This window comes from Gammaproteobacteria bacterium (assembly GCA_029882975.1).
Taxonomy (GTDB): domain Bacteria; phylum Pseudomonadota; class Gammaproteobacteria; order SZUA-152; family SZUA-152; genus JAJDNG01.
The window spans coordinates 1-25,273 of record JAOUJW010000027.1 but is presented as its reverse complement, the minus strand read 5'-3'; the positions used below and the strand labels follow the sequence as shown (position 1 = coordinate 25,273).

Here is a 25,273-nt window from a genome sequence, read left to right as displayed (position 1 = left end):
TTACAGGATAATCCTGCTTTTGCACCGATGACCTAATGGTCGGCGCATCATGCAGGTACAATTCTCGGATGCTCATTGATAAAGCAATACGGAAAAATTGTAAACCACAGGCGTTCCCATGCGAATAAAAATTGTAGAGAAAAGTAACGGTGTAGTGGTCTATCGGGAAAAGTACGGTGTCATGGTTGTAGTGCTGTTATTGGCTATGGCATTCTTAGGTTTTGGTATTACATTTATAAAACTGGCGGAGTTTAGTTGGTTCCCGGTGGTGTTTGGAGGGTTCTTTACAGCGGTAGGTTTGTATTTGATCTGCAGAGCGCCGGGCTATTTTTTGCAAATCAAAAAACAGGGCGGTGCGATTTTATTGTCCGCGGATAAAAAGGGTTTGAACTTGTCCCCCATATTGAATATGGAGCCGGTTCATTATGCATGGGCTGAAATCGAACGAATAGTATTGACTGAAAAATTTCGCACCAAAGAAAACAGAAAGCGTTCTTTTTCCTGGAATCTTGCCATTATCTATATTAAACGTGATAGCAGTCAACGGATCCTGGGACTATTAGAGCGCAGCCGAATGCGGGTATGGAAGTCGCCGCAGGGGTTTGATATATGTAGTGTGGACGTGCCCCCTCGCAAACTGGATGCCTTACAACAGGCGTTGTTACGGTTTTCGGGCAGAGGGGTTGAAATCAGCGTTTGTCCCCTCGTGTTATTTGACTATATTAGCGGGGAAGAACGACTGGAGTGTTGATTGGAGTTAGGGCTGGTATTTATACCAATCTACTTAGCAGCGCCACTGTTTCAATATGAACCGTATGGGGAAAAAAATCAAAGACAGCTATTTTTTTAACTGACCAACCGCGTTGCATGAAGCCGGCGACATCACGTGCCCAGGAATCGGTTTTACAGCCTACGGCAACGATTTCATTTGCTTTCAAAAATTCCAACCGTTCGGCAATGTCACCAAAGTCAGAGCCCAGCCCACCGCGGGGTGGGTCCAGTATGGCGGAGCATGAAAGCTTCGGCATGGGTTTTCGTTTGAACCGGATATCGGTGATTTGCTGCTTTAACCAGGGTAAGATATCGGACCGATAGAAACGGATCCGTGGGGGACACTGGATTGGTGCCTGTTGCGGTGCGGATAAATCCACGCAGGATACGTCCCGGTTGTGTCCCAGTTGCCACGATAGATTAGCAGAGCCGCCATATAAATCCAGTAGGGGCTGAGGAGTGATTAATGCCTGCTGAATCCAGTGTTTCAGTTTGAGGTTTTGTTCGTCATTGATTTGGCGAAATCCGGCGGCACCATGGTTTTGGTTCCATACGCTACGTATTCCCTCATCTGCCAAAGCTTCCAACTCCACTTTATAGGGTTTGCCCGACAATGCGCCTTGAGTTCGGACAGACTCCAAAGCTGCATTAATATTGGGATGTGCGATAGGGCATTGATGGATATTGATTATGTTGTGAGTACGAGCAGCATAGTAACCTAATAACTTGTTGTGTCCACGCAGTTGCACCCGATTGCGATAGTTCCAGATTTTGTCAGCCGGATATTCATCAATGGAAAACTTCCCTTTGATGCGATTGGATTTTAGTACTTGTTGTACACCACTGAGCTTGATTTGCCACTGCAATTCATACGGAAGATGTTGCCATTGGCAACCACCACATTGTCCGAACACCGGGCAGATAGGCTGTTGGCGCTGAGGGGACGGTGCCAAAATCTCCAACAACTCGGCGTTGGCGAACTTGGCTTTTTTTTCAATGATACGGGCACGGATGGTTTCGCCGCTGACGGTTCCGGGGGTGAATACCGTTAAGCCTTTTGGTGTGCGAGATACCCCGGCACCGCCCCGGGATATATCTGCTACTATCAGTTCAAGTGTATCTCCAATTTTCATATCGCAAGTACAAGCCCGGAAAATCCGGTATTGTACTGCGGTATGAGAGAGGGAGAAAGTGGAAAACCACCGGCTTCAATTACCGTCTTTACAGGCTACGGGTTTGTTTTCACGTGTATGCTGCCAATACTGGCCAAAGGCTACCCATAATTGCAGTGACGTGTCGAAGTTAATGGCGTGTGGGTATGTGCCGTTAGCGGGTGCCATGGGAAACGTAAGATTTTGGAAGTAGGCAACGTTTTCAGCGGAATACTGCACACATTGGCCGTCATAGCCGAAAATATTGGGCGAAAACGGCATAAATTGACGACCATCCGGGCTTGCAAAGGCGTTTGCATGGCATGACATACAAGAGGAAAGTTTGTTGTCCACAGGACCGGCCAGTCGACCGTTGCAGCCGAAATGCTCTGCCTTCACCATTATGTTGGATTTGTTGAGTACGGACTGGCGGGCCTTAATACTTTCGCCTTTGGGGACCGCCGGAAATGTCCAGGGGTCCACTCCCCATTGCAAACCAACCGGGCTGAGTTTGTCCCAAGGAGTTTTGCCTTTCAGCGCGGCATTGTAGGCAAAGGTTCCATAGACCCAATTGGTGGGAGAGCGTTTGTCCACTACGGCTATATCCAACTGTACCAGATGTACAGCCTGGGGTTCGCGTTTACAGTTGAAGTGGTTGTTCTTTTCCACATGGCGATTGGCCATCCAGCGTGGAGATCCTTTTAGATAAGACACATCTTTGGGGGTTACAGTGGAAAACAACAGTTTCGCCACCAGGGTACCTTCGGGGAATGGCAGGCCGGCCGGTGCCGGCGTACCGGCATACTGGGCCATAACCGGTTCTCCCTTTTTGTTCCACGCCTGACCAATGGCATAAGCGCCGTACTGGTTGTATACCCCAAAGGCCCAGGTTTCAAAACGAGCCTGGGCTGCTTTTCTACCGGCTCCAGGTAGGCCATGCAAGCCGCGCTTTCCAAAAAAATCCGATAGTACGGCGGTACGCTCATTAGTTAACCCATGGATAAACTCCCGTCCCGTGGTGGGGTCGTAGGCCATCCAGGGTATATGAAACCATTCGATACCTTCGCCTGGGTCCACGTTCCAGCCTTTATCATTGCTTAAATTCGGGTCCTGCCCGGTTTTGATATATTCCAATATAGATTGGATATAGCTATTCCAGTGCTTATTCCATTTGGGAACGCCTTTGCTGCTCATGTCAGTGGCAAACATGTCAGCAGGACCGTCCAACCACTTGCATACCGACTTGGGACAAGGTGGGGGAAGCGTGCTCGGGTAGTTGAAGCTAAGTTTAAAACTTGGGCCAGTCCAGCCGGATGGAGGCGTATGTACTGCGTTGCGAAAGGCCGGCTCTGCATCGTTGGCGCCATGTGCGTAAGTCCATGTAACGATCAAAAACACACCAAGTATCTTCTTCACTATTATTGTCTCCTTTAGCGACCCGCCAAAACAGCCCAACAAGCCAGAGCTCCATTGAAACTGCTGTACAGTCCAAAAGCTTCGTAAATAAGTGAGGACCAGTCATCACGAACATGGTCCGGTAAGCCGCCCGTTACCAAGGGGTCGGAGATATTGCGGATAAAGGTAAAGTGTACGTTCTTGCTTTTACACTCATAAGCAATAACCGCATCGTCCATTTCCAGCGTGGAGTATTTGGGGTCTCCGGATTCCGGTGCAATGTAGTAAAAATCTGTGGTTAATAAAGGTTTGTCTTTGCATAAGCGAATCTTAGAAAGCGGGAGAGGTGGGCGTAAGGCGGCGTTGACTAACTGTTCCAATGGATACGAACTTTGCAATTTGTGGTTGAGTTTTTGACACAGTGTTTGCAACTGTTGTGTGGTTAAGATTTCATTGATGTCATAAAAAAGGTTTTCCCGTACTGTCTGCAAAAATTGTTCGGGTACATTCCAAGAGTTGCTGATCGTCTCGTGGTTATAGGGAACCTGGTTATTTTTTAAGCGTGCATTCATAACTGCAGCATTGGTAATGACCACGTCTGCCAGTTTTTCTTCCAATTCTGACCCGCCTGCCGTGCCTATGGAAAATATTTCACTGGGTTGGGCTTGTTCAATCAGTAATTGAATCAAGTGGCTAAGACCGGCGGCGTAAGGTGGGTGAGCCAGATGGGCATCGGATTTCAGTAACAGAACTTTTTTCGCATTGATTTCAACCAGGCGAATGAAGCCCCATAACGGGTTGCCTGTAAAATTGTCATTATTGTCTACCGGAGCATCATAGGCGTAGTGTAGCCAGGCGTCGCGCCAATGTTCCGCGGTAGGGTTGCGGTATGAATCTGAATTTATCATTACATGATCTAACGCAGACCATTCGGCGCTGGTCCAGGTAATGACCACCGCGTCGGCCTTGGGTAAACGGCTGTTGGGACCATGGTAGTCAAATCCCAGTACCCGCGGAGCTTCAGCGTCGATACGGTTCCAATCGACCGGGGGCAGAGGGAAGTGTTTTACACGACGATGCGCCAATGTGTCGGAATATCTGGACATATGCTCTCCTTGCGAATGTATTTACGAAACACACCATGAACAATCCATGACCGGACAACAATAATAAGTCTAAAACAACGGCTTAAAACAAAACACAACAGAAAGGTAACAAATGAAACAAGGGGTTGGTAATGCCAAAGTGTAGAAGTTTTTTTGTGTCACTCAAGGTGCTTGGTGAATTCTTTGGGTTGAGAATTTCTAATCGCGGTTTGTGGGCGTTTGCGGTTGCGACTGAGGGGTAGAGAGAGGAAGAGGGGGGATAAACGGGTATTCTCGTTTATCCCCTCAAGAATTAATTGAAAATGTTACCTATGATTGCAGATGCATTGACATAGGTAGAAAAGTTTTCCAAGCGATTAAAGGCCAGCATCGCAATGGAGCCGTTTCCATACGCCCGAATAAACGTTGTTAGCCCAGTGGTATACTGATAACCGGCCGGTGCTTCATACATGACGTAGGGTGTAGTCCATGCTCCCTCTTTATACATTGAGACTGATATTTCATAGATATTATTGTTTACTACGTGAAGAATATTTTCACTGTCTTCGAATAAAGTGGAATCTGAGTCATAGAAGCTGCCGCTGTAGTTGGTTGCGATACAGCCCAAGCTGGTGATCGCATCTGCGGAAAATACCGAACCGACAGCGATTTCGTCAATACATTTGTTGTAGGTTGTTCCGCCTGTTTGTTGTTGGTAACGGGTTAGGAATACACGTCCGCTCTGGGTGGAGTTAATGTTCAAGCTATGCATTGTGTTACTCTCCCCTACAGGAACGACGGCGCTGCCGGTCAGGGTGGCAAAATCAAATTGTTGAATTTGAATATTGCCATCGGTATGCAGGCTATAGTAGTTACCGTGATCATCGAATTGACCCACTATCGATGCGACGCTTGTCAGCGTGGTATTGACGGTTTGTGCTGCAGTCCAGGTACCTCTAAACGGTAGCGCTTTAAAGTAATGGGTATAATTATTGTTTGCGTCTTTGGTCCAATATTTAAAAACCGCATTGCCATTATCGGCCACAATTGGAGTCGGAGTTGGATTGGCATAAGAATCTACATGCCCGGCCACAACGGTTATGGGTGCGCTCGTGAGGAAATTGGCAGTTGCGGCATTATATACCCTGGAGCGGACATCACCTCCCGTAACACTCGACTCCCAGTCACGCCACATGAATAGAAAGTCTTGGTTGGATAGTGCTATGGTTGCCTGAACTTGTTTATTAATCGGGTATTGTTCCAGAGTAATATCGGCAGAAAAGCTACCGCCGGCAACTGAATAAATATTAGCTTTGACACGGCGAACATCCTGGGCAAGGGTTGCATCATTGGCCGAGTGATACCAGATGATCGCAACGTCACCTTGCTGGTTTTGTCTTGTGCTAAACCATCCAACCGAGTTGGCCAGGGGAGTGTCCGTGGACAAAGGAGTATTGGACCAATTACGGCTGCTTTTGTTGTATTCGTATATCTGTGGTAATCGGTTTCCGGGCATACGTACCAGTATGATCGGTTTGCCTCCGGCAAGTTTAGGCTCGTTTTGCTGCACCGTACCTAATGAATTGTCAAAAGCCTTGACGGTTTCATGCCAGATGCCGGTGTTGCGATCGTAAAATTTTCCCATATAGTCGTTCGTAAAAGTGGTTGTGCCGGTACGATGAGTAATTTGCAGAAAAATATTGCCATTACCATCAACAATACCACGATTAATGTTGTAATCAGTGCCGGTAAGTATTTCCAGGGGGAGCGCGGTTGTGAGGCTGTTGTCGGCCGGGTCAAACTCCTGGTAATTGACACTCGTCGTATTGCCGGAAACAGTCATGTTGAACAACTTCAGTTTTGCGTCAAATTGATCCACGATAACGAGCGATGTACCTGCGAAAACCGGGTCAATCCAAACCCCGGTTGACTGGTCAACTTTGCTTATGTAGTTACCGTTTGAGTCGTTTCGATAAACGGCATAAATTTCGTTAGCAATTTCATAGATGCCGTGCACCCAGGTAGAGTTCATAGTACCGCTGGAATTGGCCAGTACTTTAGCCTGTCCCCAACCTTTGGCGATGTTAAGAGTGACGATTCCCTGCGCAGTAGAGCCGGTATCGTTAGCTACTTTAAAGGAAAATCTGTCAGTGCCAGAGACAATATTTGCGCTCGGTGTGTAAGTGAACGTGCCGTCACCATTATAAGCTACGCTTCCGTATTGGGCGGTAATCGCCGCGTTCCAGCCGACGACGAAAGGGACGCCTTTAGAATCAGTGATGTAGTCAAAAACGGAAACCGTCGTAAAGGGTTGGGTTTTTTCAACTTCAAAGCTTATAGGGCGAATGCTTATGGACGATCCTTCCAGGCCGTCGTTATCTCCACCGCATGCTTGCAGTAAAAATATGGAAATGAGTATGAAAACACGAGTAAGTATTGAACGAAGTGCCATGATGTCCCCCAGGCGCTAGTTCCAGAATCAAGGTAAGTTGTTGATTGTTGGAGTTAAAACGATTGTTGCGATAAGGTTTCTTACTTTACCATAGACTTTAAAGAAAAGTAATCGGTCGTGCATATTCACCCAAATCTATGGGCACTTGCTGCAACATCAGGTTTTTGCTAACGTTTCACAACCTTTGGCTATGACTACGGAAGGTTTGGGAAGGCAGTACGATTTTCCCTGCTTTCCTATCTCAGATTTCCATTCACAGACCCGGCTGGCGACCCAAGTTCGAATCAGTTGGAGTGCATTTCGGGGGATTTATGGTAAAACTAGCACAGACCGAGAATGAGCTGGGCGCCTGTTACGAGACCATGAGAAGTCTCAGAACGGAGGTCAGCAGGCAAGAATTCATGCGTCTGGTACCGGAGATGATGCAACACGGATACCGTTTGGCGTACATTGAGGCAGAGAAGCAAGTTGTTTGTGTTGCTGGATTTCGCATTGGTCTAAATCTGGCCCTGGGGAAACATTTATATGTGGATGACTTGGCAACGCTGGAAACCCACCGCAGCAAAGGCCATGGAGAAACCATGTTAAAGTGGCTGGAAAACTACGCCAGGGAACAGCAATGTCGAGTGTTCCACTTGGATTCCGGGGTTCAGCGTTTCAGGGCCCACAAACTGTATTTCAAACAGGATATGCACATTTTTAGTTACCATTTTGCAAAACAACTGGGTTTTGAATGGGGGAGGACAAAGTAGATAAACCGTTAAGGGACAGGTAGTTAAAATTTAAGGAAATTATTACACCTAAGGCCTCGATTTCGCTAAAAATTCCATGGAAGATGCCAATATAGAAACAAACCGCAAAGGGTTGTCAATTTTCAAGGGATTCTGCGATCTATATGAAATCGAGTAGTGTCATCTCGCTTAGCCTTTTTTGTGGGCTCACATTACTTGCTTACAGTATGTGGACACAAAAAACCGCATTACAGAGCCGCGATTGGGTCGATGCCACTATGAATATTCTGGCCCAAAGTATAGAGCGTGAAGGCGGCGACGTTCAGGCTATTAAAAAGACATTGGTACAAGCCGTTTCCAACACGAAAAAATTTCAATATGCCTATGTGCTGGCAGCTGACGGACAAGTGCTGGTTAACACATTAGACACAGATTCTGCCCCAACCACGCCTACCGTGACAGAAATTCAAGGCTCATTACCCGGCATAACGCCAATGATTCATCCGTTGAGGAATGGCCAATCTTTGGTGTTGGGATTTAGTGGTTTTCACGATAACGATTCGACATGGCGTTGGGCATTGGCGGTGATGCTGGGACTGTGGGCGCTTGTTGCAATGTTACTGCGATTTCGTGGCTCAAAGTCAATATTGGAAGCTGAGATAAGTCCCAAAGATATACAGCTGTTACTGGAAACGGCTTGTGGTGCAATTTATGGCGTTGACACACATGGTAAATGCAGTTTTGCTAATTTTGCCTGTTTGACACTTTTGGGTTATGAAAAAGCCGAAGATTTGCTGGGCAAGGATATGCACTCCGTGACTCATTCTCATCACGCCGAGGATAGTCATTCCTGGCAGCAGTGTCCGATTCAGCGGGCATTAACCCGGGGTGAGCGCATTCGTGTAGATTATGAAGAATTTCTCCGAGCTGACGGCAGCCTTGTGCCGGTCGAATATAGCTCTACCCCACTGCGGCGTGATGGTCGACTGGTGGGTGCTGTGGTGTCTTTTGTTGATATCAGCGAGCGTATAAGTACTGCAAAGCGATTACGTATTAGCGAAGTTCGCTTGGTAGAGGCGCAACGGCTGGCCAAGATTGGGCATTGGGAACTGGATTTGGTTTCCAGTCATCTACATTGGTCTCCTGAAATTTTTCGAATCTTTCAAATCGATTCCAACAAATTTGGAGCATCCTATGAAGCCTTTCTGCAGGCCATCCATCCTGAGGATAGGGATGAGGTTAATGCTGCTTATGTGAATTCTCTACAAACTCGCGAGCCTTACAGTATTGTGCATCGATTATTGCTCGACGACGGTAGTATTAAATACGTTCAAGAGCAGTGTGAGACCAAATTTGACGAACAAGGGAAACCGATATTTAGTATGGGTACGGTGCAAGATATTACGGAACAAGAATTGAATCGCTTGGAGCTCAAAAAACATCGAGAGCATCTGGAAGTGCTGGTGGAATCGCGGACCGAAGAGCTGGCTCAGGCGCGCGATCGTGCTTTGGAAGCTGCCCGGGCCAAATCGGAGTTTCTGGCCAACATGAGCCATGAAATACGTACCCCGATGAACGGTTTGCTTGGAATGTTGAGTTTATTGGAGGACAGTCAACTCAACTCGGAACAGAGCGAACATGTGGAGATTGCCAAGAACTCGGGAGAAACATTACTCATATTGCTGAATGACATATTGGATGTTTCCAAAATTGAATCCGGAAAAATGTCGTTGGAACAAGCTGATTTTAATTTGTGTCAACTAATCGAAGAAGTCAGTGTTTTATTTGCAGGGCGGGCTCACGCTAAAGGTTTGGAAATTGCTTGCGATATTGGGGTGGATGTGCCCGTTATGGTTCGAGGTGATCCGACGCGACTCAGACAAATCGTAAGCAACATGGTCGGTAATGCCGTTAAGTTTACCGATCAGGGAGAGATAGTTATTCGTGCCAAACTTGTCGCTACTTCAGACTCTGAGGACACGATCTACATTGAGGTACAAGACACAGGGATAGGAATACCTGAGCATGCCCGTGAGTTGATATTTGAAAGTTTTTCCCAAGCGAATAGTGCTACCACCCGGACCTATGGTGGCAGCGGGCTGGGGTTGACTATCTCTGCACAACTGGTGGAGCTGATGGGTGGTGAAGTTGGAGTAGACTCAGAGGAAGGAAAGGGCAGTTGTTTTTGGTTCACCGTGAAGTTGGCCAAGTCGGTCTTAAGTGTGCCTGGTTATGAGTTGAATGAAAATCTCCAGCACTTGATGGTATTAATCGTCGATGACAATAAAACCAACCGAATGATACTGCAACATCATCTGGAGATTTGGGATATCCGTTATGACACGGCAGAGGACGGTTTTGACGCTTTACAAAAAATAGAGCAAGCTGAAAAACAGAATAGAGTATATGACTTAATTCTTCTGGACTTGATGATGCCGGGAATGGATGGCACCGAAGTGGCCCGTAGAGTGCGAGCCTGGAAAGGGTATGAAGAGATCAAAATTATTATGCTCACATCCGGTGCCATAGGGTTTGGTGACGATATACAAATAAACTGCACTCTGAGTAAGCCGGTTCGTCAAAGTGTGCTGTTTGACAATATTGTTTCCGTAGTCAGTCAAGGCTATGTGCCTTACTCCCAACGTCAAAGCAAAGCCAATGTGGCGGATTTTGGCGTACAGCGCCGCATTTTGGTGGTGGAGGATAATTTAATCAACCAAAAAGTATTGTTGGGTATGCTGCGAAAGTTCGGTTGCCTAGCGGATGTCGTTGATAATGGAGAGAAAGCCTATCGTCTCATACTGGAAAAAGAATATGAACTGGTATTTATGGATTGTCAAATGCCCATTATGGACGGGTACGAAGCCACCCGTAGAGTGAGAAAATTTGAAGGAAAGAGTCATCATACACCCATTGTTGCCTTAACGGCTAACGCGATGCAAGGCGACAAAGACGCCTGTCTAAACGCAGGTATGGACGACTATTTAAGTAAGCCCTTAAAGCAGGATTTGCTGTTGAAGATTTTAGAGAAATGGTTGTTGAATTCTGATCGTCCTATTGCTAAAGCTAAATAACATTCGGAATTCTCCCTGATTGAAATGCGGGAACTTTCGGCGATGTAGTCGGGACTAATATGCAGTAATCGCCGCTATGCGATTGTTGCAATGCGGAATTAATACGGGGGGCGACAATGCGGAAAAAAGTGGTTCTTATAGCGATGGCAACAGCAGTGCTGAATTGGGCTTCGATATCTTTTTCAGGTGCAGCAGAAAATCACATGCCCTACAAAGGCCAGCAAAAACGGCAAATTAAAGCATTATCATCAGAGGAGATTGATGGTTATTTGCATGGCAAAGGCATGGGCTTTGCTAAAGCGGCGGAATTGAACCACTACCCTGGCCCCCTCCATGTGTTGGATTTGTCCGAGGGGCTTGAGCTTACCCCGGAACAAATACAACGGTCTAAAAGCATATTTAATGCAATGAAAAAGAGGGCAGTATCCCTTGGAGAAAAAATCGTAGCAACAGAAAAACGTCTGGATCAGGCGTTTGCCTCCGGCACAGTGTCTGCAGAGCAGCTACAGTCTCTGGTAACGGAAATCGGGTCCTTGCAAGCTCAGTTACGAATAGCGCATTTGGGCGCCCATTTGCAGCAAAAAGCGGTGTTAACACCAAACCAAATACATCAGTATGATCGTTTGCGAGGATACACTGAAGGCGGTGGTCATAATCACAGCCATTCACATGCCCATTAATACAAACTTGTTCGGGGTTTAGTTTGCGGAAGCGTACAGGCGTACCAGGTTGAGCTGAATATGACCGGATAAGGAACGAAACGGTCCTTTCAGCATGGTAGCAGCTTCGTGTTGCTGTCCCTCATTGTGTTTGAGAACAATCTCGCCTGCCGTGAGGTGAAATTTTTTATGGGTTTGTTTTAGCTCATTGAATTCGGCAAGTTTTCCAAACTGAGCACTGCCGGGGCCATATATCCATTTTCCCAATACACACAGATTGTCAGGTGCAATCTGGTGTACGTCCAGGTCTTCATCGCTGGTATTGTTTAGGTAGTTTTTTAAGCGTTCGTTCCAGGCCAAGTGCGCATTCAAAACTTCCTTTAAGTTGAGGCCGGCAAATTCTTCCTCGCCCTCTTTGAAGCTCAATTGGGCCGAGTTATCACCGGAGAGTTTCTTATTTAACCAATCTATCAGGCTCATGCGATACCTCTTATATTTCGCAATGCATTCTTGGAGTAGGGTATCGTCCCAATAAGCTAAAACATTAGTAGATTCAGATATTCTTAATTATGTAACATTTTTATCAGGGTTTCGGCCACGGGATGATTGAGTTTGTTGCGGTGGCGGGCAATCCACAGGGTTCGCATAATACGGAAACCTTTGACTTTTATATGAAATAATTCGCCTTTTTTGACTTCGTTTTGCACCGCAAAGCGGGGTAGAAAACTCACATGGTTACCTCGGGACAGGATTTCCACGATGGTGTCGGTAGAGCCGACTTCCATTGCGATTTTCAATTGCCCCATACCGATACCTATAAGCGCCTTATCCAAAGCTGTTCGTGCCGAGGAGCGTTTTTCCCGCAATACGAAACTGATGTCACACAATTGTTCCAGAGGTAATAATTCTGTATTCGCCAAGGGGTGGTGTGGGCTGCAAACCAACCATAGCTCATCATCCTCCCATTTTTGCACCAGGACGTCCGGGTGTTCCGGAGCGCTTTCAACCAGGGCCAAATCAACCAGCCCGGTGGCTAGGTGGTCTTGGATGTTGCGGCTATAGGCCATGCGGGTTTGCACTGTGTAAGCGGGATACAGCTCAGCAAACTGTAACAGAATATCCGGCAGTAAGTGTTCGCCGATAGAGAAGGTAACCTCCAAGCGCAAGGTATCCGAGCCCTGTGCCATATGCACCAATTCCTCTTGCAAGGCGGTTTGTCGATCCAGAGTTTGTACTGCCAATAGATAGACTTTCTCGCCCGCCGGGGTCAGTTTCAGACGTCCTGACACTTTTTCAGTAAGATTGGCTCCGTAGCATTGTTCCAGTGCGCGTAGACGTTTGGTAATTGCGGGTTGTCCTACATCAAGGGCTTTGGCGGCTGCACTGACGCCACCCTTTTCCACAACGGCACGCAAGGCGGCCCAGCCGCGAACATCTGGCAATCTACTATATTCCATATAGGAATGTTCTGGTAAATCTATTCATTAGGAAATACTAATTTATTAATTTAGAATGTCTGCTGGGATTTGACAGTGCACTATAAAAACTGATTGTAGCAGAACTTTTGTTCCTCCTCGCTTTTTGTCATTTTCGCTGTCACGAAAAATCATAATTAATTGTAATTGCAAATAAAATAGGAAAAATTATGCGGCGACTGGTACGGAAGATAACACCTTCCATGACTCCATTGTTGATTCGAACCGTAAGCTACGGCGGTCTCAGCGTGGTTTTGTATTTTTTCTTGTATTACTTTAATGGGCAAATTTTGGAGTATTCCCGCAAAGGCCAATGGTTTTTCTTTATTCCTGTCAGCATTGCTTTCGTATTTTCCATTGTACACGGTAATTTCACCGGACATTTTTGGGATCTATTCGGCGTAAAAGCTAAAACCACGAAGAAGTGAGGGGTTCGAAATGGAAGTGAGTTTTATCGATTTAGGCGCCGGGAGTGTGATTTTTCTATTTTTGGTGGGGTTCGTTGGCGGCTTGGTTAGCGGGTTCATTGGCTCCGGTGGTGCTTTCGTGCTCACTCCAGCCATGATGAATATGGGGGTGACTGCGATCATGGCTGTCGCTTCCAATATGGCGCATAAATTTCCCAAGGCCTTGGTGGGCGCTATGAAGCGGCACAAGTTCGGCCAAGTGGACGTGAAGCTGGGTATTGTGTTGGGTATTTCTGCTGAAGCCGGGGTGTTGTACGGTGCCGGAGTGCAGGAGGGCATTCGCGAAGCCTTTGGCAAAGCCGGTTCCAATCTGTATGTATCCACGGTATTTGTTGTTGTCTTGGCAATTGTGGGTGGGTATGTATTGCGTGATGCCTGGAAAATGTATCATTCAGAAAACCCGGATGCCGAGAAAAAGACCAAACTGGCGCAATGGGTTCAGTCGGTACACATTCCCGGTACGATGATGTACTTCAAATCCATCGATGCGCGTATTTCCGTGTTATTTACACTTCCCATTGGGTTTGCCACGGGTATGTTGGCAGCCACCATTGCCGTAGGCGGTTTTATCGGTGTGCCGGCCATGATGTATGTATTAGGGGTGCCGGGGTTAGTCGCTTCAGCCACGGAGCTGGTGATTGCGTTCGTGATGGGGATGGGCGGCACGATCAAATTTGCCTGGGCCGGTTTTGTGGATATCCGCCTGGCGATGATCATCTTGGCCGGGTCTCTCTTTGGGGTACAGCTGGGCGCCATTGGTACCACCTATGTAAAACCCTACATGGTTAAAATCGTAATGGGTGTGATTATGTTGCTGGCCCTGATCAGTCGTGCTGTGGTGATTCCGGTGTATTTGTCGGAGTTGGGTAAGATCGATCCCTTGGCACCTGCGACGGCCACTTTCCTGAAAAATCTAAGTTTTGGTCTGCTGATTTTTGCCCTTGCCGCCGGAGCGGTGATTGTTTTCAATGCATTGTTCAAAGGTATGCGGGAACATCGGCAGAAACTGGCCGCCGAGAATGTCGCTGTAGGTACGTTCTCTGCGCCGATTATTACTCCAGAGCGGCAACTGTCACCCAGTGGACGTTTAGAGCGTATTATGTTGGTAAGCGATGGTACTGAATACAGCGAAAGCGCGATGGATGAGGCGATCAATATTGCCAAACGTTGTAATGCGCAATTGTTTGCATTCAGTGTGTTGGCGACAGCGGATTTAGAATCTCCTTTGGCAGAGCCGGTTCACAAACAGGAGAAAAAAGAGGTGGTGGATCGTTTGCTGGCGGTTCGTGCTAAAGCGGAAGCGGTCGGGGTTGAATGCGAAATTCTGTTGGGCCATGGCGATGACCCCTACACGGAAATCGTGGATCAGGCTGATGCCAGTGCCATGGATATGATTGTCATGGGGCGGCGTGACAAAGCCGATTTGCTAAGGGCCATGATCGGCAGTACCACTGAGAAAGTCATTGGGCATACTCATAGCAATGTGATGGTGGTGCCACGTAATACGGCTATCAAAGGTAATGGTATATTGTTGCCTGTGGATGGGTCTCGCAACAGCCAGGAGGCGGCAGCTACTGTTGTCAATCTGGTAAAACAATGCCCGGCACCGGTCACCATTATTTCCGTGGCAACTGATGAAAGCCAGTTGGATGACGCCAAGGCTTTGGCATCCCAACATCAGGCCCAATTAGAAAACCTGGATGTGAAAGTGGCGGTGGATGTGCGTGTTGGTCGTCCGGATGAAGCAATTATGGCATGTGCTAAAGATCATAGTACTGATCTTATTGTCATGGGAAGTCATGGCCGCACCGGCTTGGAACGCTTGTTGGTAGGTAGCGTGTCCGAACGCGTTATTGGTCAGGCCGAATGTCCCGTGTTGGTGGTTAAGCTGTAAAAGGGGTCTCTCTCGATCTTTTCTATCCCTCACAACCTGATCCGGTGATCACCGGGTCAGGTTATATTCTTCCAGATGCTTCCCCAGTTTCTTGCCTTGGGCTGTCATTAAAAGCGTGTACCTCGTCCCATTTTCTGGTAAAAACAATAGCGCGGTTTGACTTAAGCATTGCAAACTAGGTTCGATAATAATGACTAATACCCCATGAAAAACCTTGGACGAAACAATGAGCGTAGACAGCATAATTAATACCTTGCTAACCGCCCTGGAGAGTAACCCGGACGATTGGGGCATGCGTCTGCATGTGGGTGATTTGTTACTGAAAGCAGAGCGATTTGAAGAGGCAGCGTTACAGTTTGACGCTGTATTAGCGCGCCAGCCGGCCAATTTGCAGGCCCTGCGCGGTGCCGCTGAGGCTGCCGAGCATACCTCTAACGAAGAAAAAGCCCAAGGTTATCGACAATTGCTTGTCGCCTTGGGTGAGCGCACGGAGTTTCCCTTCGCACCTGAAGAAAAGCATCAGTCCTCCTCTAATGTCACTTCTTTGCACGCAGCGAAACCGGCAGGTATGCCGGAACAGCCTCATAAGCTGAGCGTGGTGGAGAATGACGATAATGTCACTGTAGGACCGTGGGAGGACTTGGAGCCGAGAATTACTCTGGATGACGTGGGTGGTATGGAAGCGGTGAAAAAACGTTTAGATATGGCGTTTTTGGCACCGTTGAGAAATCCGGAAATTATGAAAATGTACGGCAAAAGTTTGCAGGGCGGCTTATTGCTTTACGGTCCGCCCGGATGTGGTAAAACGTTTATTGCTCGGGCGCTGGCGGGTGAGCTGGGAGCGACGTTTATGTCAGTGGGATTGTCCGACGTTTTGGATATGTATCTTGGGGAGAGTGAGCGGCGGTTGCACGAAATTTTTGAAACAGCCCGACGCAAAGCGCCTGCGGTACTGTTTTTTGATGAAGTTGACGCATTGGGACAAAAGCGCAGTAATATGCGCCACTCTGCCGGACGCACTATTGTCAATCAGCTGTTGGCGGAGATGGATAGTGTGGGGAGTGATAACCGCAACGTCTTTATGCTAAGTGCAACCAATCATCCTTGGGATGTGGATACCGCGCTGCGTCGCCCCGGTCGTTTCGATCGTATGGTATTGGTGCTACCTCCGGACCGCGAAGCGCGCCAGACCATCTTGAATTATCATTTGAAGGACCGGCCGGTGGAAGGTTTGGATATTACTACCATTGCTGCCAATACGGAGCACTATTCCGGTGCTGATTTGGCACATTTGGTAGAATCGGCCGCCGAATACGCCATGCATGAATCCATCAGCAGTGGGATCGCCCGACCTATCAATATGGATGATTTTAAGCAAGCCGTGCGTGATGTACTGCCCAGTACCAGACCCTGGTTTGAAACGGCCAGAAACTATGCCATGTTTTCCAATGAAGGTGGTGTGTACGATGAGTTGCTTAACTATCTGCAGACGCATAAGTTATGAGTGACGCGGAAGGCGTACTATTAGCGGATCGGGCGGTGGATCAAGCTCAGGCCCTTATCGAGCTGGGTCGCTATGAGCAAGCACTGCCTTTATTGAGCCAGGCACTGGCACAAGCACCGGATGACGATTGGCTTCACTGCCGAATGGCGGATGCCTACTATTTCTTAGATCAACACGATAATGCGCTGAAACATGCCAGAAATGCCTTAGGGTTAAACCCTAACAATGTCTACGCTTTGTATCGCTTAAGTTGGCTTCAATTGGCATTTCATGATTTTGATGGTGCTTTGAAAAGTGCCACGGCGGCAGCCAATATCGAGCCTGATGACGGCGGTATTTTGTACACACTGGCCTGGACTCAATACCACAACGGCCAGTTGAGCCAGGCTCTGGTCACGGCGGCGCAGGCGTTGGAACTGGACCCGGAAGATGCGGATTTGCACCGCTTGTTAGCCGATCTTACCCTAAATGCCGGCAAATATGCGCAGGCGGAAAGCCACTACCGTGAAGCGTTGCGTCATAATCCGGAAGATGCCTTAATACACAGTAATTTGGCTAAGAGCCTTCAGGCACAGAACAAAATAGCGGAAGCGGCAGAGCATTATTTGGCGGCGGTCAAGATTGATGCCGCCGATGAAGATTATCGCAATGAGCTGTTCGAATTGGTGCATCATGAAATCATGGATCAACCTTTGCAGAATCGCGACAAGGCTCTTAGTCGGTTAGATCCGGCGGTGCGCTATTTTTATGAAGATCAATTGAACCGTCGTGGTTTCATGGGTAAGCTGCGCATCACCAGTATTGTTTCTTTATGGCTGTTGGCTTTAGGTGTGTTGATGGCTTTCTTTACCTGGGTCACCGGAGATAACCCGGTAAAAATGATTCGCTTTGTCTTAGTGGTTGCGTTCATCTACATGTTGCTGTTCTTGGCTAAGGTGGCGCTGCAGTTTGTGCGACAACGAAAGTCGAAAGCAGTTACCACCAATTCATCTCCAGATTGATGTGTACGCGGGTCATATCGAACCCGCCGACCTGAGTTGCATCGTCATGATTTGCGTTTCGTTGTCGACTCACCCCCATATTGATCAGCAATTTGTCTTTATCTCGGCTTTCCCGACTGTTGAAACGGTAACTCAAGTGGCTTTCCATATCCCATTCTGCATTGATGTTGTCCTGAAAAGGCAGGCGATAATCCACTCGAGTACGCCATTTCCATTGATTGTTTGATCCGAAGGACATTAGAGCCTCCATGTGCAAAGGGGCCATAAGTCGAGTGTACGCGTGATGCGGTTGTAAATGACGATGCAATTCTATACCGACAGACGTATAAATATAGTCTTGATAATTCTTGGATGAGGCCAAATTAAACAGCAGTTCGCCACCCAGTAAGGTCCCGTGCCATAAGTCCTGGGTTCTATCCCCGCTGAGTTTGAGCAAACTTAAACCCAAACCCAGTCGCCCGTCTGTTGTGAAATATCCGGGAACAGAGTTTAAACGTTGCTTGAATTTTCGAATCTGTAGTGTCGTTACCCCCCAATCCAATAGACGACCCTCAGGGGAAACACTGAGATGGGTATTCGCCAGGGCTACCTGCCCGGCTTTTTGCATAGCGATACTGGAGTCAGAGCCCATGTCCTGTTTGAACAAAGCACCTTCTAACTGCAATGCCAGGGTGGATACGGCCGGGCTGTCGAAATGCTGTAGGCCAAAACTGTGAGTTAATAGCTTGGTATGGGGGGTTCCGTTGTTATGAATTTGCTGCTCTCGTTCCAAATAGGCGGCGGACAGAGTTTCGTCCATCGATACTTGTAGCAGGGGATAGGATAGTCCCCTGTCCAGTAGGCCTGCTTGTTTTTCCCTGGCCAGGGCAACAACCTCACTGGTGTAGTTCTCACAGTTTAATTCTTTATAGGCGTAAGCCATTTCCGCTTCTTGCACCAGGCTGAGAAACTGATAGTACTGAGGCCAGGTTGCAGATGCCGTGGACGCGGTGCGGTGAACCGCATCGAGTGCGCGGCTGCGTTTGGAGTCGTTGTGGCTGCGTAGCGCTGTGATATCGGGCCAGGGGTTTGCAGAATCCAGTTGGGTGAGTCTATTGTAGGATTGCTGCATCAATTCCTGGGCCAAATAAGCTTTGTGGCGATAACTGTAAAAAGAGGGAAATACCGGTTTTGCCAGGCCTTGTCGTAGGAACAGTCCCACCAGCGCATTTGGCGGGGATACCAAGGGATCGAACTGCGCTATAACGGCATTCCCTAAGCCTTGGCCGATTACCTTAACCAATACGGAGGCGCAGTTTTGGTTGAAAAAAAAGTACTGTGCTCTGTAGTTTTTTTTGGCTTGATACAATCGTCGTAACAGGGAGAGTTTCTGTTGTTCCGATAATTGCAATTCATATCGTAGCAAATTACGGTCTTCATCCACCGTATATTTTTTTACCGCCAGCCCCAAGGGTTGCCGGTCCATAACTGTGAGAAAGCCACCCGCAAGACCTTTTAAGGACTGAAAAATGGAATCCAGTGCGTTAAAGTCTTTACTGCCATCATTTACCAGATTGAACCAGTTGCGTTTGCATTGCTGTGGAACCAGTCGGTCCGGTTCCTCGTTGGGATTTCCGCTGGACTTTACGACGTCGCCTTTCTCAGTGTCAGCCAAAAAGGAAATCACTAAATCTTTCGGATTTTCGATGCCCAGACGATCAGCTTCCGGGTTATTGTTCAATTTAATACGCAACAATAGATGGCCGGCAACTTCCGAAGCATCCGCAGTTCCGGGTGTGGCATACAACAGTTCAAAACCTTTTACGGTACGGGTGTTGATGGGGCCAAGCTCTAAGCGTTTACCGCTGACAATGTCAAAAAATTCCATATCATCTAAAAACCCTTGATCCATATCCCGACAGGAGAGCCCCCTGTCCAAGGGGGACTGGAATCCCGAAAAATGTAGTTTCAAAAAGTGATATTTTTCAGGAAGGCGGCATTTAATCGAAGCTTCCATTGTGCTGGGGCGCGGTAAAATAAAAGCCAGAGCGCTGCTGACAAAGTCTTCCTGGGGATTTTTCAGTCCTGCCGGCGTGGCGTAACCCCGGGAGTCTTGGTTGTCGGCCACATAAGAAAACCAGCGGCGTTTCCAGCCGCTGATGCGGTGCCAGGCCTCGCTTTCGCTGGCTTTATGCTGTTCGTCATACTGGTGTAGAAGGGCGGTCAGAATACGGGTTTGAATCAATTCATAACCGGCGTCTGCAGGGATAGAAATATCGACTGCGGCTGGTATGAAATTTCGGTGGTGATGAATTGTGAGTTTGGGTGGTAGAGAATGGAGAAGGTCGACCATGCTTTGCAACTGATTAATGTTCCAGTCCCACGTGCTCAATTCCAAACCGTAACTGCGTAAGGTGGATATTACATTTTTTTGATCTATAGTCCCTGCCTGGGCTATGGGTGTCACGCTTAGGCTCCATGTCGCACATAGGCTCCCTATTAAGGCTGGCAGCCATTGCGATGACAAACGCCGAAAACACATGAGGATATAGTCCAGGCGCAACTTAGGTAGCATGAAAGCCAAAGTGAGTCCGCAATGAGGGGATGATATACATCATCAAGCGTTTTAATTGAGAGCGGCTTGCCTGTTTGGGTGCCGAATTAATGATTGTACGTGCCAAAAGCGTTGGCGCTACGTCAAGCTCTCCGGCCATGTGCTGCAGTAAAGGACCGGTAAACGCGTACGCTTCCTTTATCAACTGGTCGGAAATATCGGGATCCATCAGGCGGACCTCGTAGTTTTTCCAGGTGATTTGAGTCGTATCTTCCAGGGTCGCATCCAGTTTGGCGCTGGTCTGTTTGGTGGATTGTCGCATACCCTTTGCGGCTTCTGTGGTTGCGTCAGCCGTTTTACGCGCTGTTTTAGCGGTATAGGCTCCGGCGTCGGCGGCCCACTCGGTGGTTTGCTCGGCTGTATTTTTAGTGACTTCAGTGGTTTGTTCGCCGGTACGTTGTGTAAATTGCACCGCCGGTTTAATGGCGTGCTCATAGCTTGCCTCAGCGGTTTCACCGGTAAAGCGGCTGGCTTTGTTGGCCATCTCTGTGGTTTGCTCGGCCGTATTTTTGGTGACCTCAGTGGTTTGTTCGCCGGTACGTTGAGTAAATTGCACCGCCGGTTTAATGGCGTGCTCATAGCTTGCCTCAGCGGTTTCACCGGTAAAGCGGCTGGCTTTGTTGGCCATCTCCGTAGTTTGTTCCGCTGTGTTTTTGGTGACCTCGGTGCTTTGCTCGGCGGTGCGTTGAGTGAACTGCGCTGCCGGTTTGATCACATGCTCATAGCTTGCCTCAGCGGTTTCACCGGTAAAACGACTGGCTTTGTTGGCCACTTCTGTGGTTTGTTCAGCGGTTTTTTGGGTGATCTCCGTAGTTTGTTCGGCCGTGTTCTTGGTGACCTCGGTGCTTTGCTCGGCGGTACCTTGAGTGAACTGCGCTGCCGGTTTGATCACATGCTCATAGCTGGCCTCAGCGGTTTCGCCGGTGAAACGACTGGCTTTGTTGGCTACCTCTGTGGTTTGTTCAGCGGTCTTTTGGGTGACCTCCGTAGTTTGTTCCGCTGTGTTTTTGGTGACCTCGGTGCTTTGCTCGGCGGTGCGTTGAGTGAACTGCGCTGCCGGTTTGATCACATGCTCATAGCTGGCCTCAGCGGTTTCGCCGGTAAACCGACTGGCTTTGTTGGCTACCTCTGTGGTTTGTTCAGCGGTTTTTTGGGTGACCTCCGTAATTTGTTCGGCCGTGTTCTTGGTGACCTCGGTGCTTTGCTCGGCGGTGCGTTGAGTGAACTCTACTGCCGGTTTGATGATATGCTCGTAACTGGTTTCGGTGGTTTCGCCGGTGAAGCGGCTGGCCTTATTGGCCACCTCCGTGGTTTGTTCGGCCGTGTTCTTAGTAACCTCGGTGCTTTGTTCTGCGGTCCGTTGAGTGAATTGTACCGCCGGTTTGATCGCATGTTCATAACTGGCCTCAGCGGTTTCTCCGGTAAATTTAGCGCTTTTATCGGCTATACGAGTTGTTTGTTTTGTCGTTTTCTCCGTGGCCTGAGTGGTGTACTCGGTTGCGGGTTTGGTGGAGTGTTCATACGAGTTGCGTGCCGTTTCCGCGGTCACCTCCGCAGAGTTTTTCGTGAATACAATGACTTTGTCCACAGCAGGCTTGGTGCTACGCTTATAAGTATTGCCAAAAGAGTTGGCCGAAAAGTCGCCGCTGGCGGTGAAGGGGCCGGCGCTGACGCCAAGTGGAGCAATCGCCACGCACAGTAGCATAATGGTTTTGGGTGGTAATCCAGACGACAGCATACAGTACTAATCTCAGCCGATTGTATAACGTAAGTATAGGCATGGTAGAGTATGTCTGAAACCGATCAGACAGGCTAGTATATATAGGTAGTAGTAGGGTTGTTACCATAGTACTTTGGTATTATGGTCGGGTAAGAGGAATATGGCAGATATACAAATAGCCTATCTTGCAAAGCATCAGCAAATGATTTTGCCTCTGGCGCAATGGATCTATGCACATTGGCGTCCCTTAGGCGTTGATGGAAGTTTAGCTGACAGAAAGCAGAAGCTGTTGGCTCATTGCAATATGTCCGAACTGCCTTTAGCTTTAGTGGCTCACAAGAAGAATCAGGTAATGGGCACAGCAGCATTACGTGTGGAGGACCTGCCTGGGCGCGAGGATCTTACACCTTGGTTGGGAGGCGTGTTTGTGGGCGCTGAATTTCGAGGGCGGGGAGTCGGACGGAAATTGTGCGTTGCCATAGAGGAAGAAGCCAAGCGCCGGGCAATGGCGCGGTTGCATTTATTCACTCTGGATCGGCAATCTTGGTATGAGTCCATGGGTTGGCAAATAGTGGAGCCCTGTGAGTGGTGTGGTGAGCTCGGATCTGTCATGGTGAAGGACTTGTCTTTCGGAAAGTGAACGATATTTCTTTACTGATGGGCGATATGCCAAAATGACCTTATATTCAGGCAGTCCTTAGGTGATGGGTAATGTACCGAAATAGTTTCCTTAGCTACCATTTAAAGGCCGGCTATTGTCTTTGGATTGGCTTCAAACGCAGTCGAATAAACATGGGTTAGTGAATTGACAAAGAGAGATAAGGGAGCCAGATGATAGAGTCTTTTCCGGAATTGACCACGGAACGTTTGCATCTGACGGAAATCCACGATTCAGACCTTGGATCGGTATTTGAGCTTTTTTCTACGCCAGAGGTGGTCAAGTATTATGACTTAGAGGTCTTTCAGGATGTCGTGCAGGCTGAAAACCTGTTGCAGTTGTTTCACTCCCGTTACCAATCGGCGTCGGGAATTCGCTGGGCCATTCGGCTACCTCAGAACGGAAAACTCATAGGTACATGCGGATTCAACTCGTGGAATGAAGCTATGCGCAATGCCAGTATCGGATACGATCTAATGCCAGAATACTGGAGTAAGGGCTTTGCGACTGAGGCTGTAAAGGGAATAGTTCAAGCTGCATTTCTGGGGCAATTGCCTTGTGGGTCGTTGCACCGTATTCAGGCCGATACCATGCCCGGAAATCAGGCTTCAGAAAAAGTGTTGTTAAAGTTGGGTTTCAAGGAGGAGGGGGTTCGACGAGACTGTTTATATATTAAAGGCCAATACGTCAATCTAAAGTGCTTTGGGCTGTTGAAATCTGAATTCAGGAATTAAGCGCTCTACGATATCCTTATTCGTACGGCACTGTTAAGAAATGCATGTCTGTCGCTGTGATAGAGATTATGATAACGTGACGCTTTTTTACATGAGGATCTGCGATGTCGGTTTCTGCTTTAACAAAGGGCGTTCATCACATTGGTTTGACGGTTTTCCGTTTGGAAGACAGTGCAGCGTTTTTTACCTCTATTCTCGGTTGGAGAGAGGTTAAGCGTAGAGAAGATTATCCCGCCATTTTTGTTAGTGACGGTTCCGTTATGATTACGTTGTGGCATACAAAAGTTGAACCTTTTGTAGTGTTTGATAAGAATAAAAATGTAGGGTTACATCATTTGGCCTTAACGGTGGCAAGCGAAGAGAATCTCATGGCCGTGTATGCACGTCTTATGGCGCATCACGTATCTATTGAGTTTGCCCCGGAGTTGTTGGGGCAAGGGCCTGCCCGGCATATGATGTGCTATGAACCCAGTGGTAACCGGATCGAGTTCATTTGGCCGGGGACAAACGGATAGTCGCTCTACCCATTTGAAAAAGGGTATTGAGTGAAAGGATGGAACTGCTGTTTTTTAAAGGAATTTTTACCACCACAGCGATTGTCTTGACCGTTGTCGCTTTTGTTCCTTATATTCGCAGCATTTTGTCGGGACGAACCCGACCGCATGTGTTTTCCTGGATAATTTGGGCCGGCACTACATTTGTAGTGTTTCTGGCCCAGCTGGCGGCAGATGGCGGGATAGGCGCCTGGCCCATTGGAATCTCAGGTGTGATCACCTTGGTGGTGGCACTGCTGGCTTATCATAAGAAAGCCGATGACAGCATAACGGCAGCCGACTGGCTATTTTTTCTGTTGGCCTTATCGTCATTACCCTTGTGGTTTGTTACTTCAGAACCGCTATGGGCGGTTGTGGTGTTAACATTGGTGGATTTGCTCGGGTTTGGTCCAACTTTTCGTAAAGCTTTTCATTCTCCTATGAATGAAAGTGTTGGTTTTTTTGTTATCATGCTTCTACGCAATACACTGGTGGTGCTGGCTTTGGAACAATACTCCTGGACCACGGTGTTGTTTCCTGCAGCTGTGGCGCTGGCATGTTTTGCTTTGATCATCGTAATTATTCATCGTAGACGTAAGCTTTGGGAGCGCACATGATAGATCCCACTCCGGTTCTTGTTGAGAGTTTGTACTGGATAACCCTTATTGCCGTTATAGTGTCATCGGCCTCCGGTGTGCTCAAGGCCGGATTTAATCAATTTGATTTGTTTGGTGTTATTATGATTGGTCTGGTTACCGGGCTGGGGGGGGGGTCTCTGCGTGACATGCTGTTGGATAGGGACGTGTTTTGGATTAAGGACCAGATGTTTTTTATTGCTTCCTTGCTTAGCGCCGTGGCGATGTTTATTGTGGCTCGAAAGGTTGCTATTTCTCCGAAGTTTTTCCTGATTCCTGACGCAGCCGGATTGGCTACTTTTGGTATTGCCGGGACATTGGTTTCGTTAATGGTGGGAGCGCCCTGGTTGGTTGCCAGTTTTATGGGGGTGATAACCGGAACTATGGGGGGTATTTTTCGTGATGTGTTGAGTAATGAGAAGCCCGTGGTCTTCCAAAGTCAGCTGTATGCTACTGTATCCTGGGGCGGTTCTTTGTTATTTATCGGACTATTGGCTGTCCACATGGATGCCACTGTGGCGGCGATCGTGTCGGGTACGGGAATATTTGTTGCGCGTTTATTGGCGATTCGTTTTGATCTTTGTTTACCTCGGTTTCGTTTTAAATCTTAGGGGACCTCTGATTAATTCCTGAATGAGCAGAGATGAGGAATAAATTGGTAAGTGCGAGGCGAAAAACGCAGGGAATATCGGGAATATTTTCAAGTTTTTCAACGAAGCAATTGACAATTTAGGCCTCATA

General features: G+C 48.0%; 21 protein-coding genes and 1 pseudogene. 14 read left to right on the top strand and 8 right to left on the bottom strand.

Annotation, left to right across the window (positions count from 1 at the left end; translation table 11 throughout):
* The first annotated feature begins 118 nt into the window (after window positions 1-118).
* The gene (locus tag OEY58_17075) at window positions 119-751 is read left to right on the top strand and encodes a hypothetical protein (GenBank protein MDH5327172.1); all 633 of its coding nucleotides are present in this window, start codon (window positions 119-121) and stop codon (window positions 749-751) included.
* A gap of 19 nt (window positions 752-770) precedes the next feature.
* On the opposite strand, the gene OEY58_17070 is transcribed toward OEY58_17075, so the two are convergent.
* From OEY58_17070 to OEY58_17055, 4 genes are all read right to left on the bottom strand, one after another.
* Window positions 771-1,904, bottom strand: a complete 1,134-nt coding sequence (locus OEY58_17070; protein MDH5327171.1) for a TRAM domain-containing protein — start codon at window positions 1,902-1,904, stop codon at window positions 771-773.
* 75 nt (window positions 1,905-1,979) lie between these two features.
* Window positions 1,980-3,338 carry a hypothetical protein gene (locus OEY58_17065; GenBank protein MDH5327170.1) on the bottom strand — a complete coding sequence of 453 codons (1,359 nt, stop codon included), beginning with the start codon at window positions 3,336-3,338 and terminating at the stop codon, window positions 1,980-1,982.
* Between the two features lie 14 nt (window positions 3,339-3,352).
* Entirely contained in the window at window positions 3,353-4,423 is a 1,071-nt protein-coding gene (locus OEY58_17060) for a hypothetical protein (GenBank protein ID MDH5327169.1), read from the bottom strand.
* A 292-nt stretch (window positions 4,424-4,715) separates the two neighbouring features.
* Window positions 4,716-6,854: a cadherin-like domain-containing protein gene (locus tag OEY58_17055; protein ID MDH5327168.1), complete on the bottom strand. Its 2,139-nt coding sequence runs from the start codon at window positions 6,852-6,854 to the stop codon at window positions 4,716-4,718.
* A 311-nt stretch (window positions 6,855-7,165) separates the two neighbouring features.
* On the opposite strand from OEY58_17055, the gene OEY58_17050 reads away from it, so the two are divergent.
* The 3 genes from OEY58_17050 to OEY58_17040 all read left to right on the top strand — a co-directional run bounded on the left by OEY58_17050 (window position 7,166) and on the right by OEY58_17040 (window position 11,339).
* The gene (locus tag OEY58_17050; protein MDH5327167.1) at window positions 7,166-7,606 is read left to right on the top strand and encodes a GNAT family N-acetyltransferase; all 441 of its coding nucleotides are present in this window, start codon (window positions 7,166-7,168) and stop codon (window positions 7,604-7,606) included.
* 206 nt (window positions 7,607-7,812) lie between these two features.
* Window positions 7,813-10,659, top strand: coding sequence for a response regulator (locus OEY58_17045; GenBank protein ID MDH5327166.1), 2,847 nt, complete (start codon window positions 7,813-7,815; stop codon window positions 10,657-10,659).
* Between the two features lie 116 nt (window positions 10,660-10,775).
* On the top strand, window positions 10,776-11,339 hold the full coding sequence (locus OEY58_17040; protein MDH5327165.1) for a Spy/CpxP family protein refolding chaperone: 564 nt from the start codon (window positions 10,776-10,778) through the stop codon (window positions 11,337-11,339).
* 18 nt (window positions 11,340-11,357) lie between these two features.
* Here the strand turns inward: OEY58_17040 and OEY58_17035 are convergent, their stop codons facing one another.
* Both OEY58_17035 and OEY58_17030 read right to left on the bottom strand, forming a co-directional pair.
* A complete protein-coding gene (locus OEY58_17035) occupies window positions 11,358-11,798 on the bottom strand; it encodes a CZB domain-containing protein (GenBank protein ID MDH5327164.1) in 441 nt (146 codons plus the stop codon).
* 83 nt (window positions 11,799-11,881) lie between these two features.
* The gene (locus OEY58_17030) at window positions 11,882-12,775 is read right to left on the bottom strand and encodes a LysR family transcriptional regulator (protein ID MDH5327163.1); all 894 of its coding nucleotides are present in this window, start codon (window positions 12,773-12,775) and stop codon (window positions 11,882-11,884) included.
* Window positions 12,776-12,963: 188 nt separating this feature from the next.
* Between OEY58_17030 and OEY58_17025 the strand changes: the two genes are divergently transcribed.
* The 5 genes and pseudogenes from OEY58_17025 (at window position 12,964) to OEY58_17005 (ending at window position 17,659) form a co-directional block, all read left to right on the top strand.
* Window positions 12,964-13,221: a hypothetical protein gene (locus OEY58_17025; protein MDH5327162.1), complete on the top strand. Its 258-nt coding sequence runs from the start codon at window positions 12,964-12,966 to the stop codon at window positions 13,219-13,221.
* A 10-nt stretch (window positions 13,222-13,231) separates the two neighbouring features.
* Window positions 13,232-14,260 (top strand): annotated as a pseudogene (locus OEY58_17020) (sulfite exporter TauE/SafE family protein).
* 99 nt (window positions 14,261-14,359) lie between these two features.
* The gene (locus tag OEY58_17015) at window positions 14,360-15,154 is read left to right on the top strand and encodes a universal stress protein (GenBank protein ID MDH5327161.1); all 795 of its coding nucleotides are present in this window, start codon (window positions 14,360-14,362) and stop codon (window positions 15,152-15,154) included.
* Between the two features lie 226 nt (window positions 15,155-15,380).
* A complete protein-coding gene (locus OEY58_17010) occupies window positions 15,381-16,658 on the top strand; it encodes an AAA family ATPase (GenBank protein ID MDH5327160.1) in 1,278 nt (425 codons plus the stop codon).
* Entirely contained in the window at window positions 16,655-17,659 is a 1,005-nt protein-coding gene (locus OEY58_17005; GenBank protein MDH5327159.1) for a tetratricopeptide repeat protein, read from the top strand. The genes OEY58_17010 and OEY58_17005 overlap by 4 nt, the downstream gene beginning before the upstream one ends.
* Here OEY58_17005 and OEY58_17000 read toward each other — a convergent pair.
* A complete protein-coding gene (locus OEY58_17000; GenBank protein ID MDH5327158.1) occupies window positions 17,634-20,105 on the bottom strand; it encodes a DUF4105 domain-containing protein in 2,472 nt (823 codons plus the stop codon). The genes OEY58_17005 and OEY58_17000 overlap by 26 nt on opposite strands.
* 97 nt (window positions 20,106-20,202) lie before the next feature.
* Window positions 20,203-21,990, bottom strand: coding sequence for a hypothetical protein (locus OEY58_16995; GenBank protein MDH5327157.1), 1,788 nt, complete (start codon window positions 21,988-21,990; stop codon window positions 20,203-20,205).
* 142 nt (window positions 21,991-22,132) lie between these two features.
* Here OEY58_16995 and OEY58_16990 point away from each other — a divergent pair, with 142 nt between their 5' ends.
* The 5 genes from OEY58_16990 to OEY58_16970 all read left to right on the top strand — a co-directional run bounded on the left by OEY58_16990 (window position 22,133) and on the right by OEY58_16970 (window position 25,143).
* Window positions 22,133-22,612, top strand: a complete 480-nt coding sequence (locus OEY58_16990; protein MDH5327156.1) for a GNAT family N-acetyltransferase — start codon at window positions 22,133-22,135, stop codon at window positions 22,610-22,612.
* Between the two features lie 191 nt (window positions 22,613-22,803).
* A complete protein-coding gene (locus OEY58_16985; GenBank protein ID MDH5327155.1) occupies window positions 22,804-23,364 on the top strand; it encodes a GNAT family N-acetyltransferase in 561 nt (186 codons plus the stop codon).
* A gap of 104 nt (window positions 23,365-23,468) precedes the next feature.
* Entirely contained in the window at window positions 23,469-23,879 is a 411-nt protein-coding gene (locus OEY58_16980) for a VOC family protein (protein MDH5327154.1), read from the top strand.
* 38 nt (window positions 23,880-23,917) lie between these two features.
* Window positions 23,918-24,514, top strand: a complete 597-nt coding sequence (locus tag OEY58_16975; protein ID MDH5327153.1) for a hypothetical protein — start codon at window positions 23,918-23,920, stop codon at window positions 24,512-24,514.
* Window positions 24,511-25,143, top strand: a complete 633-nt coding sequence (locus OEY58_16970) for a trimeric intracellular cation channel family protein (GenBank protein MDH5327152.1) — start codon at window positions 24,511-24,513, stop codon at window positions 25,141-25,143. Before OEY58_16975 ends, OEY58_16970 begins: the two co-directional genes overlap by 4 nt.
* Window positions 25,144-25,273: the final 130 nt, after the last annotated feature.

Excerpts from the sequence above, each read along its gene's own strand:
- OEY58_17075 (MDH5327172.1), top strand. The coding sequence starts at position 119 with ATGCGAATAAAAATTGTAGAGAAAAGTAACGGTGTAGTGGTCTATCGG.
- OEY58_17070 (MDH5327171.1), bottom strand. The coding sequence starts at position 1,904 with ATGAAAATTGGAGATACACTTGAACTGATAGTAGCAGATATATCCCGG.
- OEY58_17060 (MDH5327169.1), bottom strand. The coding sequence starts at position 4,423 with ATGTCCAGATATTCCGACACATTGGCGCATCGTCGTGTAAAACACTTC.
- OEY58_17055 (MDH5327168.1), bottom strand. The coding sequence starts at position 6,854 with ATGGCACTTCGTTCAATACTTACTCGTGTTTTCATACTCATTTCCATA.
- OEY58_17050 (MDH5327167.1), top strand. The coding sequence starts at position 7,166 with ATGGTAAAACTAGCACAGACCGAGAATGAGCTGGGCGCCTGTTACGAG.
- OEY58_17045 (MDH5327166.1), top strand. The coding sequence starts at position 7,813 with ATGTGGACACAAAAAACCGCATTACAGAGCCGCGATTGGGTCGATGCC.
- OEY58_17040 (MDH5327165.1), top strand. The coding sequence starts at position 10,776 with ATGCGGAAAAAAGTGGTTCTTATAGCGATGGCAACAGCAGTGCTGAAT.
- OEY58_17035 (MDH5327164.1), bottom strand. The coding sequence starts at position 11,798 with ATGAGCCTGATAGATTGGTTAAATAAGAAACTCTCCGGTGATAACTCG.
- OEY58_17030 (MDH5327163.1), bottom strand. The coding sequence starts at position 12,775 with ATGGAATATAGTAGATTGCCAGATGTTCGCGGCTGGGCCGCCTTGCGT.
- OEY58_17025 (MDH5327162.1), top strand. The coding sequence starts at position 12,964 with ATGCGGCGACTGGTACGGAAGATAACACCTTCCATGACTCCATTGTTG.
- OEY58_17015 (MDH5327161.1), top strand. The coding sequence starts at position 14,360 with ATGTTGGTAAGCGATGGTACTGAATACAGCGAAAGCGCGATGGATGAG.
- OEY58_17010 (MDH5327160.1), top strand. The coding sequence starts at position 15,381 with ATGAGCGTAGACAGCATAATTAATACCTTGCTAACCGCCCTGGAGAGT.
- OEY58_17005 (MDH5327159.1), top strand. The coding sequence starts at position 16,655 with ATGAGTGACGCGGAAGGCGTACTATTAGCGGATCGGGCGGTGGATCAA.
- OEY58_16995 (MDH5327157.1), bottom strand. The coding sequence starts at position 21,990 with ATGCTGTCGTCTGGATTACCACCCAAAACCATTATGCTACTGTGCGTG.
- OEY58_16990 (MDH5327156.1), top strand. The coding sequence starts at position 22,133 with ATGGCAGATATACAAATAGCCTATCTTGCAAAGCATCAGCAAATGATT.
- OEY58_16985 (MDH5327155.1), top strand. The coding sequence starts at position 22,804 with ATGATAGAGTCTTTTCCGGAATTGACCACGGAACGTTTGCATCTGACG.
- OEY58_16980 (MDH5327154.1), top strand. The coding sequence starts at position 23,469 with ATGTCGGTTTCTGCTTTAACAAAGGGCGTTCATCACATTGGTTTGACG.
- OEY58_16975 (MDH5327153.1), top strand. The coding sequence starts at position 23,918 with ATGGAACTGCTGTTTTTTAAAGGAATTTTTACCACCACAGCGATTGTC.
- OEY58_16970 (MDH5327152.1), top strand. The coding sequence starts at position 24,511 with ATGATAGATCCCACTCCGGTTCTTGTTGAGAGTTTGTACTGGATAACC.